The sequence below is a fragment of the Brevibacillus brevis genome (genome assembly GCF_900637055.1).
GTDB lineage: Bacteria > Bacillota > Bacilli > Brevibacillales > Brevibacillaceae > Brevibacillus > Brevibacillus brevis.
On record NZ_LR134338.1, the window covers coordinates 4,100,741 to 4,115,058 of the forward strand.

Sequence of the window (14,318 nt, forward strand, 5' to 3'; positions counted from 1 at the left end):
AAAAGGACGCCGCCTAGGCATCCTTCCAATGAAAATCAAAGAATCTCAACTTGCCCCCTATCAGTTGACTCCACTGATTATCTTCTGGTTAGATGGCTTCACACGGATCGCTTCCGAGTAGAAATACACATGTTTTTTGCCTGTAACGGGATGCGTCGTCACTTCTGTCTCTACCCCGAAAACATCCCGAATAAGTTTGGGAGTCAAGACTTCTTCCGGAGTCCCTGATGTAACGATTTCTCCCTCGCAGATCACGTACAGACGATCACAGTACATCGCAGCGATATTGAGATCATGCAACGAGGACAAAACCGTAATTCCCAGCGTTTTGACCAGATCCATTACTTGCAACTGGTATCGAACATCCAGATGATTCGTCGGTTCATCAAGGACAAGGAACTGGGCTTGCTGTACCAAAGCTCTGGCAATCAGCACCCGCTGCTTCTCCCCGCCCGATAAACTGAAAAAGCTGCGATCGGCATATGTATGCATCCCTACCCGCTGTAGTGCCTCTTCGCAAATCCGAACGTCTTCTGCGTTATCGGACTGAAATAGCCGTTTGTGCGGGGCACGTCCCATATTCACGATTTCGGTTACCGAAAAATCGAATTCAACAGAGGACTCCTGCCGTACTGCGGCCATTCGCTGAGCATTTTGGCGTGAGGTTAGCTTGTATACATCGTCGCCATCGAGCGAGATCCATCCAGAACGCGGCTTCAGTACGCGATAAATGCTCTTTAGCAATGTGGACTTCCCACTGCCATTCGGCCCAATCAGTCCCACAAACTCTCCGGAGCGCACCTCCAGATTTACGTTGCGCAGAATTCCCTTTTTCTCCAGTTCGACCGATATATTCTCAACCAGTAAATTCATCGTCCGCTACCTCCAAAGGAATAAGAACTCCGCAACATCAACCAGATAAAGAATGGACCTCCACACAGCGCTGTCAAAATACCAATCGGCAGTTCTTCCGGCGCAAATGCGAGCCTGGCGACTACATCAACCCAGATTAGAAATATCGCGCCAAACAAAGCACTGACAGGCAGGACACGTCTGTGATCTGATCCGACCATCACACGAACGATATGGGGCATCATTAATCCGACAAAACCAATTGATCCCGCAATGGACACAATCACCCCCGTGAGCAGTGCCGTGATCACCAGGAGAAGCTTGCGGAATTGTACCGTATTCACCCCCAATGTCCCCGCTGACTCCTCGCCCATCAGCATCGCATTGAGCGAGCGGTATTGGGCCATCAAGACGATGAGACAGATGATGACAATCAATGTAGGGATCGTCAGGTACTCCCATTTCCCGCCAGCCAGACTTCCACTTAACCAAAACAGGACCGTACCAATTCCATGCTCATCCGGCGCTGAAAAAACTAGGAGACTGGTAATCGCTGACAAGATCGCAGATATCGCGATTCCGGCCATGAGCAGGCGTACCGTCGAGTTTTGTCCTCCGATACGGGATAGCGTAAAAATGAGAATGATCGACACAAGAGAGCCTGTAAAAGCGCCTAAGGATAGTGCATACTGCCCGTACATGCTGAATGCTCCGAATATAATCACCGAGGTAGCTCCAACCGAAGCACCGGATGATACGCCTAACACGTAGGGGTCAGCCAAGGAGTTGCGAACCAATGACTGGATCGCTACCCCCACGACAGACAGACCTGCACCGACGATCGCCCCTAAGAGCACACGCGGAAAGCGAATATCCCAAATAATCGTTTGCTCTCCTTTGGACCAATCCACCTCAATCCATTGGGTAAACATCGGAATTTTCGATAAGGCGATTTTCCATACTGTTGTCGGCTTAATCTCCACTGAGCCCAAGGTAACTGCGAACGTAATCGAGAGGAAAAGTCCGACCAGTAGAGTAATGATGATATAAGGTAACTTAATCTGTTGCAGTGCCATTCCCTCCCTTAAAAGGGGTGTACTCTATTTGAATTTATCCGGGTAGAGCCCTTCTGCCAAAATTTTTAGCGCAATCGGTGCTCGAACACCTTCAGAAGCCGCAGACAATGGCAATACCATTAGTCGTTGATTTTTAATCGCCGGGATATCCGCCAGTTCTTTTTTGGTCAAAAGGAAATTGCGTTTTTGCTCGACGGTTCTATCACCGTAGTCTACGATGATAATCACGTCTGGATTGCGACTCACTACTTGTTCCCAGCTGACCTCTGCCCAGCCCTTTTGAATGTCATCAAAAATGTTTTTACCGCCAGCAGTCTTGATTAAGGACGTCATGTAGTTGTTGGCTGCTGTGAATGGCTTATCTTCCCCGTTGTCGTACACGAACACTTTAAGCGGCTCGTCCACCTTGCCAATTTGGCTAATCGTTCGATCCATTTCGCTCTTCATTTTATTGATCAAATCATTGGCTTTGTCTTCCACACGGAAAATGCGACCAATATTTGTAATGTCTGCAAATACATCGTCAATTGTCGGGCCAGGCATACTAGAAGAGGCTTGCAAATACGATTTGATACCAATCTTTTCCAAATCCTGCATCGATCCTACACCCTTTTCGCCGAATCCGCTTTTCCATCCGGCGTACACGAAGTCTGGGTTCGCTGCCAGCAGCACTTCTTTCGTAGGATACTTGTCAGACAGTACCGGAACCTTGTCGTAATCTGCTTTTAACTCTGGAAGAATTTCATCGTCGAGGTAAGCGGTTCCGACCATTTTATCAGCCAGTCCCAGTGCCAGCATGATTTCGGTGACGTGTTGGTTCAAAGTCACGGCACGCTCAGGTGCTGTTGGATAGGTCATTTCGATGCCATTATTGGTTAGTGTTACAGGCTTGCTCTCTGTTGCTGGTGCAGCTGCTTGGTTTGTTTTGGCTGGAGCCTGTGTTGTCGTCGTGGAGCCGCATGCCGAAACCAAAAGCATAGCAGCTGTCATGATACCGAAAGCTAGTCCTTTCCTTACTGTATGTGATTTGTTTGCCTGAAACATCTATAATCCCCTTTTCTGTATGGAAATGATGGGTTGAACCCAAATCCTCCACAAAAAAAGCACCCCCCATTTCAATCGGGAGGTGCATGACAAACGTAGATATAGCTATAAGCAGGCACAAAGGCACCTTTCATAGACTACTTCCACATCTGCCCCATCCTCGTGGGTCGATTGTATATGATCGCATGGCAGGTCTCCTGGCTTACGAATCAGCACGCCCAGCTACCTTCCCATTTTTTGTCTCGCAAAAAACAGTGGCTATTCGCTAGGCGCTCCTCGTTACAGTGGCGGGACCGCGCCGGTTTCTCACCGGACTTCCCTTTTAAGCTGACAGCATATGCCGTCCAGCACCATTCGATACGTATTCAATTTTTACGATTTATTCATTAGTTGATAGAAGTCAGTTTTTTTGGGAACTGCGTGAGTATTTCAACGCCCGTTTCCGTAACCAATACATCGTCTTCAATCCGCACGCCGCCTACACCCGGCAGATAGATGCCTGGCTCGATCGTAAAGACCATCCCTGGACGAAGCACTTCTTGGTTCTGGCTGTGAACAGACGGATATTCATGTACATCCATCCCAAGTCCATGCCCAAGACGATGCATGAAGTATTCTCCGTAGCCTTTTGCGGTGATGACATCGCGAGCAGTTTTATCCAAATGCGCAAAGGTCACACCCGGACGAATCTCAGCAATTGCCGCTTCGTTGGCAGCCAATACCGTCTCATAAATTTCTTGTAGCTGGGCACTGATCTCGCCTACAGCAAAGGTGCGGGTAATATCGGATACATATCCATTCGCTGCTACCCCGATATCAAACAAAAGCAAGTCGCCTTCTTGTACCTGGCGCGTTCCTGGTTTCCCGTGTGGCAGTGCCGACTTCTCCCCTGCCAATACCATGGACGTAAACGATGGACCTTCCGCACCCAAGCGCTTCATCTGGAATTCCAGCTCAGCTACGATTTCTGTCTCGGTCATGCCTGTCTTGACTTTTTTCAGGGTCTCCCGCAAGGAATCCTCGACCAACTGAACAGCGTGCTTCAAGCGATCCACTTCATCCGCAGATTTGATCAATCGCATTTCACGCAGCGGCTCTTCCACGTCCACATAGCTCGACGCCAGAACAACTTGTCTAAGTGCTTCATAGCGCTCGACAGTCATATGACTTTTCTCAATGCCGAGCTTCGATAAGTTCGCTGGCAACACTTGCTTGAGAATTTCATACGGGTTTTGGATATCCGTATGTGTATGGATATCTTGAACGAATGAAGCCTCAGCCGCTGCCTCACGATCAAGAGCAGGTACAATTAAGGAAGGTTTGCCCTCAGCAGGAATAACGAGACCCATAAAACGTTCATGCGGGTCTGTAAAAAATCCGGTCAAATAGTAAACGTGCTTGGGAGAGGTAATCAACACCGCGTTCAGCTCTTGCTCTGTCAAAAACGTGTGGAGCTTTGAAATGCGCTCTTGAAACAACTTCTTCACCCTGCTTTCACCAATTATTCTATTGCGAGAATACCACTTCCCCATCAAAAAAAGAAGAGTTCAATTGAAAAATCTACTTCGTATCGGACAAGCTAAAGGTGGGGTGAAAAAGAAAATGGAACAAATACTCGTCCATCAGGATGGAAAGCAGTTTGCTTTTCACATATCGGGAAAAGGCACACCGTTATTGTGTATCCATGCGCCATGTATCGGCTCTGTCAATTTTGTTTATCAGCAAACACTCACGGATAAGTATCAGCTTATTATCCCTGATTTGCCTGGACATGGCGACAGTTCCCCGATGGAGAAGCCATATACCATTGGAGAATTGACAGAACGGCTCCATAAGCTGATCCCGTCACTCGGCATTGAGCGTCCTTTTATTTTGGGGTACTCCCAAGGTGCTTCTATCGCTCTTGAATATTGTCTTCGATATCCTGATCATGCACAAGGCGGTATACTCGTGAGTGGTTTTTCCGAAGTGAATGACCTGTATTTACATGGACGATTTTGGATGGCACAGGCATTGTCGATGCTTCGCGGAGTCCCTCTTCTTGCCCGTTCGATTGCTTCCTCTCATGTCACTGACCCAGAAATGCGGGAAAAATGGACGGCGCACGCCTCCAAAACAGATCCGACCAGCCTGAAATACCTTTACGCTGCCGGTCATCGTTATCAATGTACGACGCGTCTGAGTAACATCCAGGTTCCAATTTTACTTGCCTATGGGAAACAAGATCAACGGATGCACCATTATGCGCAGATGCTTACTATGAAATTGCCAAAAGCAAAACTCGAGATGATCCCAAACGTGAAGCATCAAGTCATCTCAAAAGCTGCCCCCACTTTCAATCAGTTGTGCCGTACCTTCATGGAAGAAGGATAAATAAGAAAAGACAGAAGGACGGACACCTCCATCCCCTTCTGTCTTTTTGCAATTTAATTAGCTCTTCATCCGTGGGTCGAGTGCATCGCGCAAGCCGTCCCCAATCAAGTTAAAGCCGAGAACTGTCAGCATGATAGAGAGCCCCGGAAAAATAACAGTCCATGGTGCTTTCTGAATGTACTGACGTGAATCAGCGAGCATTTTTCCCCATTCCGGTTCTGGCGCTTGTGCTCCCAGTCCGAGAAAGCCAAGTGCAGCTGCCTCGATAATCGCTGTAGCGATTCCCATCGTCCCGGTCACAATGATTGGTGCGAGGCTGTTCGGCAAAATATGCTGCATGATAATTCGGGAATTTTTCATCCCGATTGCCCGTGCGGCCATGACGAACTCTTCTTCCTTCAAGCTCAAAACGCGTGCGCGTACCAAGCGACCAAATGTCGGAATGTTAATAATCGCAATCGCAATCAAAGCGTTTTGCAAGGAAGGCCCCAAGATGGCAACAACGGCAATCGCCAGAAGAATGCTTGGAAAGGCAAGCATAATATCAAAGAGACGCGAAATGATCGTATCGATCCATCTGCCATAATATCCTGCCAAAAGACCGAGCAAGGTCCCTGCGAGAACAGAGCCAATAACAGAGAACGTCCCTACCCACAAAGAGATTTGTGCCCCATAAATAACGCGACTAAACACATCGCGACCATTGTAATCTGTTCCAAACCAATGCTCTTCAGAAGGTGGCTTGTTTTTCATCACGAGTTTGCCTTCGTCGTACGGATACGGAGCAATCCATGGAGCTAGTACCGCCACAACAATGAAAAACAAAATAATCCCGAAGCCCACCAGCGCCAGCTTGTTTTTTCGTAGCGTCCTCCATGCATCCTTCCAAGGAGAGACTACTTCTTCTTGCTTCACTTTTAAAGGTACTACCTGATCTTGTGGTTGTAATTGTGGTTGTGCCATGTCTCTTCGTCCCTCCTTAGCGATATTTGATGCGCGGATCAATATAGGCGTACAGAAGGTCGACCAAGAGATTGATCAGGACGAAAATCGTCGCGATCACAAGGATACCGGATTGGATAACCGGATAGTCACGGTTTCCAATGGCGGTCACAATATAACGACCGACACCTGGCCATCCGAAGATCGTCTCTGTCAAAACTGCTCCACCCAGCAGCAACCCTGTTTGCAAACCAATTACCGTCAAGACAGGGATCATCGCATTTTTCAGCGCATGCTTGTACACGACCCAAAACTGTGTCAGCCCTTTTGCACGAGCGGTTCTAACATAGTCTGCACGCATGACTTCCAGCATACTCGAACGAGTGATGCGTGCTATGATCGCCATCGGGATCGTACCTAACGCGATGCCTGGCAGGATCAAATGCTTGATGACTTCCCATAGCTGATCCCAACGACCGGCGATCATCGTATCCAGTATATAAAAGTACGTAATGGCCTCTACGGGATTACGCGAATTGTCACGACCAACTGATGGCAGCCATTTCAGTTCTTGGGCAAACACCCATTGCTCCATCAAACCTAGCCAAAAAATCGGCATGGATACACCAACCAAAGCGATCAACATCGCACAGTAGTCAAACCAGGAGTTTTGCTTCCACGCAGAAAGAATCCCTGCATTTACACCGATAAACACTGCAATCAGCATGCTCACAATTGTAAGTTCAGTCGTCGCCGCCAAATAAGGCATGATTTCATCTGAAATCGGCGCATTCGTTTGCAATGATTCCCCAAGATTTCCGCTCAAAATATTTTTCATATAATCGAAATACTGTATGTACCACGGATTATTCAAACCCAATGCCTCTCGTATGTCTGCAATCGCTTGTGGTGTCGCCTTTTCTCCCAAAATCGTTAAAGCCGGATCACCAGGGATGGCACGAATAATGGAAAAAACGATGATTGACATGCCCACTAAGACAGGAATGAGCATTAAAATTCTTCGAATGCTGTAAGCTAGCAATGCCATCTCCTCGCCTTCCTGCATAAAATAATCGCTAAATAATGAAAGGAGGGTAAGAAGAGGTATGCACTCCTCTTACCCTTTACTTATGAATCAACTTACTTGAAATCTACCTTTTCCAAACTTTCAGACCCTTTTGGATGCGGGTTGTAGTCTACGATATTCGCTTTTCCTGCCAATGCTGGTGTAGAGTGTGCCAGCGGAACCATTGGCACGTCTTTGAAGATGATCTCCTGTACTTGTTTGTACAGTTTATCGCGCTCTGCTTGGTCTGGAGTGGATTGTGCTTTCATCATCAATTGATGTGCTTCTTCGTTTGCCCAGCGTGTATAGTTGTTGCTGCCGATGCTGTTTTTGTCGAGCAAGACAGCCAAGAAGTTGTCAGGGTCGCCATTGTCACCTGTCCAACCAAGCATGAACATTTCTTGCTCACCCAAGCGGGTCTTTTCCAAATACGTTGCCCATTCCATCGTCACGATCTCAGCATCTACCCCGATTTTCTTCAGGTCTTGCTGGATTGCCTCTGCAATCTTCACACCTTCAGGCATGTATGGACGCGGTACTGGCATTGCCCAGAACTTGATTTTGAAACCGTTTGGATGTCCTGCTTCTGCAAGCAATTGTTTTGCTTTATCGAGGTTGAACTCACGATCTTTAATATCGTTGTTATGTCCCCACATGGTCTTTGGCATTGGGTTGACTGCTGGTTCTCCAACACCATCGAAGAAGGCCGTTACGATTTCAGGTTTGTTAATGGCATAAGCAATGGCTTCACGAACTTTTGGATTGTCGAGTGGCTTCTTCTCTACGTTAAAGCCAATGTAACCAATGTTATTGGTAGGACGGAGGAATAGTTGCAGGTCTTTGTTGTCTTTTACTGCTGGGATATCATCTGTGTTCAGACCATCCATCAAATCGATCTCACCTGATGCCAAAGCAGTCAGACGCGCCGTATTTTCTGGAATGACCTTGAATACCAATTTATCCAATTTCGGGAACCCTTTGTTCCAGTAATCAGGGTTTTTCTCGAGAGTGATGGTGTCGTTGCGCTTCCACTCAACGAATTTGAATGGTCCTGTACCAATTGGGTGCTCATTGAACTTTTTGACATCCTTTTTCAATGCTTCAGGCGAACCGATTGCAAAAGGAGACATGGCCAGGTTAGCAAGGAATGGAGCGAGTGGACGAGTCAGTGTGAATTTTACAGTCGTTGGATCGACTGCTTCCACGGATTTGATAACGTGGGTCGCGTCACCCTTGTAACCACCAAATTGACTCACGTAGTACTCGAAGCCCTCTGGCGAATGCTGTGGATGGCTCTTGTCGCTCCAGCGCTCAAAGTTGTATTTGACCGCTTCAGCATTGAAATCAGTACCGTCGTGGAACTTCACACCAGATTTAAGTGTCAGCGTATAAACAAGACCATCAGGAGATACTTCCCACTTGTCAGCCAACGATGGAGCGAGCTCTGTTGAGCCATCCGCGAAGCCAATCAATGTATCCATAATGTTCTCTGTTACTTTGAATGTCTCACCATCTGTTTGCGTGATTGGGTCAAGCCCTTTTGTGTCTGCACCGCGACCGATGATTAATTGCTTCGGTCCAGTTTTTGCAGGCTCAGCTGCAGGTGCCGGAGTTTCTGTCTTTGGTTGTTCTGCCGGCGCTTGTGTTGTAGGAGTGCTAGAGCATCCAGCAATCAGCATGGCCAGCGCCACTAGGCTGGTCATGGTTGCGGAGAGAACTCTCTTTTTCATGAAAACATCCCCCTTTTTCCAAATAATGGTCGCATGTTCCTTTTTGGTAGATGGTCGATCAATACCTCCTGCTTTGCATCCCCCCTTTACAAAACTTCCTATTCGGCAGGCAGACTCCCTTTTGTCGATTAGGACTTGTATAAGTGACAAGCAACAAAGTGACCGTCGCCTGTGTCCGCAAATTCTGGTCGCACAGTACGACACTCCTCTGTCACATGGGGACACCTCGTATGGAATGTACAGCCACTTGGAGGTTTTGCAGGGCTCGGCACATCTCCCTGGAGAATAACTCTTTCTCGTACCGCATCAGGGTCTGGCGAAGGTACCGCCGACAGTAGTGCTTTTGTATACGGATGGAGCGGATTGGAATACAGTTGGCTACTCGTCGTCAGCTCGACAATTCTGCCAAGGTACATCACGCCTACCCGATCACTGATGTGACGCACTACACTTAAATCGTGGGCAATGAACAAGTATGTAAGGCCGAATTCGCGCTGCAAATCCTGCATGAGATTGAGCACCTGCGACTGAATGGACACGTCCAGTGCAGATACAGGCTCATCTGCAACGATCAATTTGGGCTTGAGCATCAGTGCTCTCGCAATGCCGATCCGCTGCCTTTGTCCTCCGCTGAATTGATGCGGATAGCGGCTCGCGTGATAGCTGCTCAGACCAACGATCTCCAGCATTTCCTGCACGCGCTTTTTTCGCTCTGCCGAAGAACCCAAACCATGTACAATCAAAGGCTCTTCCAAAATTTTCTCAATATTATGTCTAGGGTTGAGCGAAGCAAACGGGTCCTGAAAGACAATTTGCATGTCACGTCTCATCTTTCTCATTGCATCAGTAGAAAGCGACATGACATCTGTCCCGTCAAAGTTGATTTCACCGGAGGTCGGTTCAATCAGTCGCAGCAAGGAACGTCCCGTCGTAGACTTTCCACAGCCGCTCTCACCTACCAGCCCCAAAGTTTCTCCACTCTTAACGGTAAACGATACATCATCTACCGCCTTTACTACACCTACTTCCCCTCCAAGAACACCGCCTGTGATTGGGTAGTATTTTTTCAAGTTTTTTACGATCAGAAGATCTTCTGCCACCTGCATGCTCCTCTCGGGTTATTCGGTCAGCCAGCAGCGGGAAAGATGATTGTCCCCTACCATTTTTAATTCTGGCATCTCATTGCGGCATCGGTCTGATACTTTATCGCATCTGGGTGCAAAACGGCATCCGACAGTAAGCGAACCCGGGATCGGGACGTTGCCTGGAATCGAATAGAGACGCTCCTGTGATCCTTCCAGCTTCGGCAGCGAATTCAACAAGCCGATCGTATAAGGATGCTTCGGACTTTTTAAGATCGTACGGACATCGCCTTGTTCGATCACGTTGCCCGCGTACATCACCACAACGCGATGACACATTTCCGCAACGACCCCAAGATCGTGGGTAATGAGGAGAATGGCTGTGTCTGCTTCCCGGTTGAGTTGACGCATCAGGTCCAAAATCTGCGCTTGAATCGTCACGTCGAGCGCAGTGGTAGGCTCGTCTGCAATCAAAAGCGCTGGATTGCAAGCCATTGCCATCGCAATCATGACACGCTGCCGCATACCCCCGGAAAGCTGGTGCGGGTATTCATCGACGATCGCTTCCGCTCGAGGAATTCCGACTTTTTTCAACATCTCAATAGCACGTGCTCTTGCGTCCTTTTTGCTCGCCTTCGTATGTAATCGGACTGATTCTCCTATCTGGTCTCCAATCGTAAACACCGGATTTAAAGACGTCATCGGCTCCTGAAAGATCATCGCAATTTCATTCCCGCGGATGTCTCTCATACGCTTTTCGTCAACAGATACGAGGTCCTCCCCCTTGAATTTAATCGAGCCTCCCACGATTCTCCCTGGGGGATTGGGTACAAGCTTCATAACGGAAAGGGAGGTAACGCTCTTTCCGCAGCCGGATTCGCCTACGATACCGACTACTTCTCCTTTTTGTACCGTGATCGTCACGCCATCAACGGCAGGGATTTGGCCGCGGTCCGTGAAAAAGTGCGTTTGCAGGTTTTCGATTTGTAGGACAGGATGTGACACGTGGCTCACCTCTCTCACCGATATATACTTCCAAATTAGACCTGTCAGTAGACATTATGACATTTATTCAATTTTTTCGCAACACAATAAATTCTAACTATTATACCTTTACTGACTAAACAGAATATTCAACTCGTGTTTTAAAATTCATTTTATGATAGCCCTTTCATTGTTGATGTAGCCTCACTTGCACTGTCTACGCATATCGAATGAAGGATCTGTGGTCGCATGCAAAAGACCCGCCTGTACGGGTCTTTTGTCACTGGGGCTTTCTGCACCCCTTCTTTTTGCGCGTAAACCATTTTTCACGGTTCAAAAAAACTCCCTACCCAATCGACAAAACTCTGCGCCCCACTTTTAATGCTTCCCCCCAAAGTCAAACCGATCCGACTGACGTAGTTGACCATTTCCTTCGGGTTGGCAGTCTGAACCTGCTTGCCCATTACCGCGATCTCTACTTGCCCTTGGTCCACTTTTTTGATGGAAAAGGTTTGCGCCTGCCCCTCAGGCACTCCACTCACCTTGGATATTCCACGCTCAGCCGTTTGCAATCCCAAAACTACCCCGACCAGCAAGATGATTAACAGTCCAGTCAGCTTCATCGTCACGTTCATGCCCGTCACCTCTTTGCAGGCTCGTCAGAAACTGTTTTGCCTACTTTTTCAGCTTGCTGATAATAGGCTGTGAAAACATCAGCCAATGCTTCTGCTGTATTCATGCTTTCCTGCACGCTGTTTTCCGTACCACCTATTTCTATTAACAGACTTCCCGGGGAGAGGGACTGATTATACTCGCCATGATCCGTTTTTGCGCCTTTTTCCATCACGCCACGCGAAAGCTCTGGGTACATTTTTTCCATCAACTCATGAAGTTCCGTCGCAAATGCTTCATTTTTCTCGTAGCTTTTGTTTCTTTTTCCGATGACGAATAATACTCTTCCATACGTTTTTCCTTTGATCGTGACCGTCGTACGCTCTCGTGGCGCTGTGTCTCGATGCAGATCGAAAAAGTAGTACAGTTCCTTATTTTTCTCCGTTGCCGCTTTGACCACTTGCAAAGATTCCGCGTAGGAGAAGGAGTAATGCATTTTTTTGTTCAACAGCTGCTGATAGATGTCGTCGTTACTCACATCTGAACCAATTCCTCTGTCATTCAACGCTTCTGCTAAATGCTTGCTGATTAACGATATATTTCTCGTAGGATGATCAACGGAGGTTCCCACTGGCTTCGTCTCACTAAACCACGATTCCCGATTGTGCGAGTTGTAGACGTACACGATTTTTTTGCCGTTCGTGATTGAATTAGGCACAGGAGTTGGCTTCGTTTCGCCTGACTTCGTGGTATCCTCCGGCTTTGGTTCTACGATTGGAACTACTTGCGATTGATCCGCTACCTGTCTCGGATGGGCGGGATACTCCACATAAAAATCTGCGAGAGAAGCTCCTTTTCCCTGCACGACGAACCTGGCATCCTCTGTCGTTACCATTCCCGGAAGCTCCCTGCCCAGCAAGCTGCGCAAGTCTCCCGGCTGTATATTGGTTGCCAAGCGAAAGAGAAAACCCGTTACGCTATTCGTGCGATCATCAGCCTGTGCTTGCACCGTTTCGGACAAAACCGGAATTTCCTGCCCCATCCACCCCAAAATTGCCAGACTGGAAATATGAGAAGCGGCCTGTTGTATAGCGGAGGAAGAAATTGCGATTCGGTTTCCGCCTAGCGAAAATACCCCTGTCATGACAAACAGGAAGGCGGTTATAAAGGAAAGAACAACGAATTGGCGTTGAATGAGGGTCGCCATCTGTCTCACTCCTCTAGCTGTAGCATGGTTGCACGTTGGGAGAACTTCCCCTCGCGCTTGTCTATGCTTTAGCTTATGAGGCTCATAGAGACGATAGAACCCTTTTCTAGCTTTTCTCTCTCACTCTAGCTTTTCACGACTTAGTGGGTATACGAGCCGCTATTTTCTTCATTCACCGCACTGTGCAAGGCGCGATTCAGACCTGTTGCAATCACATTCGCCACACCTTCAATAAAATCGTCCACTTCTTTTGGAGTGACGACGAGATCCTGTCCCAGCGGTCGGAGGACTTCATGAATCAATTGCCGTTTCTCTTCTTCCGGCAGTGAACCTACCAATCCCATAAATGTCTTGCGGGATTCCAGGTCAGGCAAATCCTCTTCCGTATACGGTTCCTTACGCTCTGGCAACGTACTCAATGCCAGTTTGTTAAACGCCCGCTTGCTCTCCACCATCGATTGTCCAAAATGCCCCAGCAAGTACGTAATCGCATCGTTTACAATCGTGGAGGCAAAAACGACCGTAGGCACTCCTATCGCAATCACAGGCACACCAAGTGTCGCCTGATCAATCGCTTTGCGCTTGTTGCCAACCCCTGATCCGGGATGAATCCCTGTATCCGATATTTGAATCGTCGTGTTGACCCGGTGAAGAGCGCGGGACGCAAGAGCATCGATACAGATGACAAAATCGGGTTTGCTTTTTTCCACGACACCAAATATGATCTCACTCGTTTCTATGCCTGTAATCCCTAGAACACCCGGTGATAGCGCACTGACTTCCCGATACCCTTCTCCGACGGTTTCAGGCGCCAGTGTGTACAGATGACGTGTAATCAGCAAATTTTCCACAACCATCGGTCCCAGCGCATCCGGGGTGACATTCCAGTTGCCGAGACCAACGACCAGAGCCTTTTTGTCCTCGGTGATTCCCAGCTGCTTGAGAAACATCGCAAATTCGACGGAGAATCGCTTGGCCACCTGCTCCTCGATCGATGTATCATTATCCCGCAGCTTAGGTACTTCAATCGTCAGGTAATGCCCCGGGAGCTTGCCGATTTCCTTCCCCGCTTCCTCTGTTTCCACATGCAATCTCGTTACTTTCACATTGGGCTCGCTGTCGTCAGCTTGCAGCCAAATGCCCTCAATACTGCTCTGGTTTTGCTGCTGGGCAAGCTCGTGGGCCTCCAAGGCAAGATCCGTTCGAATGGAATAACCCGACAAATCAATGTTATGTGCCATGTTTATCAGCTCCTTTGATCCGAAGTGAAAAAAGTACTAACCATTTTGTTCCTGCTACTAGCTTGCTTGAATCCTTCATTTTTATTCCGAATCCTTTCTTGCAAATGGG

At 48.1% G+C, this 14,318-nt stretch carries 13 protein-coding genes and 1 riboswitch; of the genes, 1 reads left to right on the forward strand and 12 read right to left on the reverse strand.

Going from position 1 to position 14,318, the window contains the following annotated elements; translation table 11 throughout:
* Positions 1-60 precede the first annotated feature (60 nt).
* From EL268_RS19690 to EL268_RS19705, 4 genes are all read right to left on the reverse strand, one after another.
* A complete protein-coding gene (locus EL268_RS19690; protein ID WP_106656648.1) occupies positions 61-873 on the reverse strand; it encodes a heme ABC transporter ATP-binding protein in 813 nt (270 codons plus the stop codon).
* Positions 870-1,928 carry a FecCD family ABC transporter permease gene (locus tag EL268_RS19695; RefSeq protein ID WP_164724497.1) on the reverse strand — a complete coding sequence of 353 codons (1,059 nt, stop codon included), beginning with the start codon at positions 1,926-1,928 and terminating at the stop codon, positions 870-872. Before EL268_RS19695 ends, EL268_RS19690 begins: the two co-directional genes overlap by 4 nt.
* 24 nt (positions 1,929-1,952) lie before the next feature.
* Positions 1,953-2,972: an ABC transporter substrate-binding protein gene (locus tag EL268_RS19700; RefSeq protein WP_106656649.1), complete on the reverse strand. Its 1,020-nt coding sequence runs from the start codon at positions 2,970-2,972 to the stop codon at positions 1,953-1,955.
* Positions 2,973-3,142: 170 nt separating this feature from the next.
* A riboswitch (cobalamin riboswitch) is annotated at positions 3,143-3,342 on the reverse strand.
* 16 nt (positions 3,343-3,358) lie between these two features.
* Complete coding sequence (locus tag EL268_RS19705) at positions 3,359-4,450, reverse strand: M24 family metallopeptidase (RefSeq protein WP_232030577.1); 1,092 nt, start codon at positions 4,448-4,450, stop codon at positions 3,359-3,361.
* 124 nt (positions 4,451-4,574) lie between these two features.
* Between EL268_RS19705 and EL268_RS19710 the strand changes: the two genes are divergently transcribed.
* The gene (locus EL268_RS19710) at positions 4,575-5,345 is read left to right on the forward strand and encodes an alpha/beta fold hydrolase (RefSeq protein ID WP_106656775.1); all 771 of its coding nucleotides are present in this window, start codon (positions 4,575-4,577) and stop codon (positions 5,343-5,345) included.
* Between the two features lie 57 nt (positions 5,346-5,402).
* On the opposite strand, the gene EL268_RS19715 is transcribed toward EL268_RS19710, so the two are convergent.
* From EL268_RS19715 to gpr, 8 genes are all read right to left on the reverse strand, one after another.
* On the reverse strand, positions 5,403-6,308 hold the full coding sequence (locus EL268_RS19715) for an ABC transporter permease (protein WP_106656650.1): 906 nt from the start codon (positions 6,306-6,308) through the stop codon (positions 5,403-5,405).
* Positions 6,309-6,324: 16 nt separating this feature from the next.
* Positions 6,325-7,335: an ABC transporter permease gene (locus EL268_RS19720; protein WP_106656651.1), complete on the reverse strand. Its 1,011-nt coding sequence runs from the start codon at positions 7,333-7,335 to the stop codon at positions 6,325-6,327.
* 92 nt (positions 7,336-7,427) lie between these two features.
* A complete protein-coding gene (locus tag EL268_RS19725; RefSeq protein WP_106656652.1) occupies positions 7,428-9,083 on the reverse strand; it encodes an ABC transporter substrate-binding protein in 1,656 nt (551 codons plus the stop codon).
* A gap of 128 nt (positions 9,084-9,211) precedes the next feature.
* A complete protein-coding gene (locus tag EL268_RS19730) occupies positions 9,212-10,183 on the reverse strand; it encodes an ABC transporter ATP-binding protein (protein WP_048032248.1) in 972 nt (323 codons plus the stop codon).
* An 18-nt stretch (positions 10,184-10,201) separates the two neighbouring features.
* Positions 10,202-11,170: an ABC transporter ATP-binding protein gene (locus EL268_RS19735; protein ID WP_106656653.1), complete on the reverse strand. Its 969-nt coding sequence runs from the start codon at positions 11,168-11,170 to the stop codon at positions 10,202-10,204.
* 305 nt (positions 11,171-11,475) lie between these two features.
* On the reverse strand, positions 11,476-11,784 hold the full coding sequence (locus EL268_RS19740; protein WP_007727739.1) for a YqxA family protein: 309 nt from the start codon (positions 11,782-11,784) through the stop codon (positions 11,476-11,478).
* A gap of 5 nt (positions 11,785-11,789) precedes the next feature.
* A complete protein-coding gene (spoIIP, locus tag EL268_RS19745) occupies positions 11,790-12,968 on the reverse strand; it encodes a stage II sporulation protein P (RefSeq protein ID WP_106656654.1) in 1,179 nt (392 codons plus the stop codon).
* Between the two features lie 140 nt (positions 12,969-13,108).
* On the reverse strand, positions 13,109-14,209 hold the full coding sequence (gene gpr / locus EL268_RS19750; protein ID WP_106656655.1) for a GPR endopeptidase: 1,101 nt from the start codon (positions 14,207-14,209) through the stop codon (positions 13,109-13,111).
* Positions 14,210-14,318 lie beyond the last annotated feature (109 nt).

Bases quoted from the DNA above. Each gene is read 5' to 3' on its own strand.
- EL268_RS19690 (WP_106656648.1), bottom strand. From the start codon at position 873: ATGAATTTACTGGTTGAGAATATATCGGTCGAACTGGAGAAAAAGGGA.
- EL268_RS19695 (WP_164724497.1), bottom strand. From the start codon at position 1,928: ATGGCACTGCAACAGATTAAGTTACCTTATATCATCATTACTCTACTG.
- EL268_RS19700 (WP_106656649.1), bottom strand. From the start codon at position 2,972: ATGTTTCAGGCAAACAAATCACATACAGTAAGGAAAGGACTAGCTTTC.
- EL268_RS19710 (WP_106656775.1), top strand. From the start codon at position 4,575: ATGGAACAAATACTCGTCCATCAGGATGGAAAGCAGTTTGCTTTTCAC.
- EL268_RS19715 (WP_106656650.1), bottom strand. From the start codon at position 6,308: ATGGCACAACCACAATTACAACCACAAGATCAGGTAGTACCTTTAAAA.
- EL268_RS19720 (WP_106656651.1), bottom strand. From the start codon at position 7,335: ATGGCATTGCTAGCTTACAGCATTCGAAGAATTTTAATGCTCATTCCT.
- EL268_RS19725 (WP_106656652.1), bottom strand. From the start codon at position 9,083: ATGAAAAAGAGAGTTCTCTCCGCAACCATGACCAGCCTAGTGGCGCTG.
- EL268_RS19740 (WP_007727739.1), bottom strand. From the start codon at position 11,784: ATGAACGTGACGATGAAGCTGACTGGACTGTTAATCATCTTGCTGGTC.
- spoIIP (WP_106656654.1), bottom strand. From the start codon at position 12,968: ATGGCGACCCTCATTCAACGCCAATTCGTTGTTCTTTCCTTTATAACC.
- gpr (WP_106656655.1), bottom strand. From the start codon at position 14,209: ATGGCACATAACATTGATTTGTCGGGTTATTCCATTCGAACGGATCTT.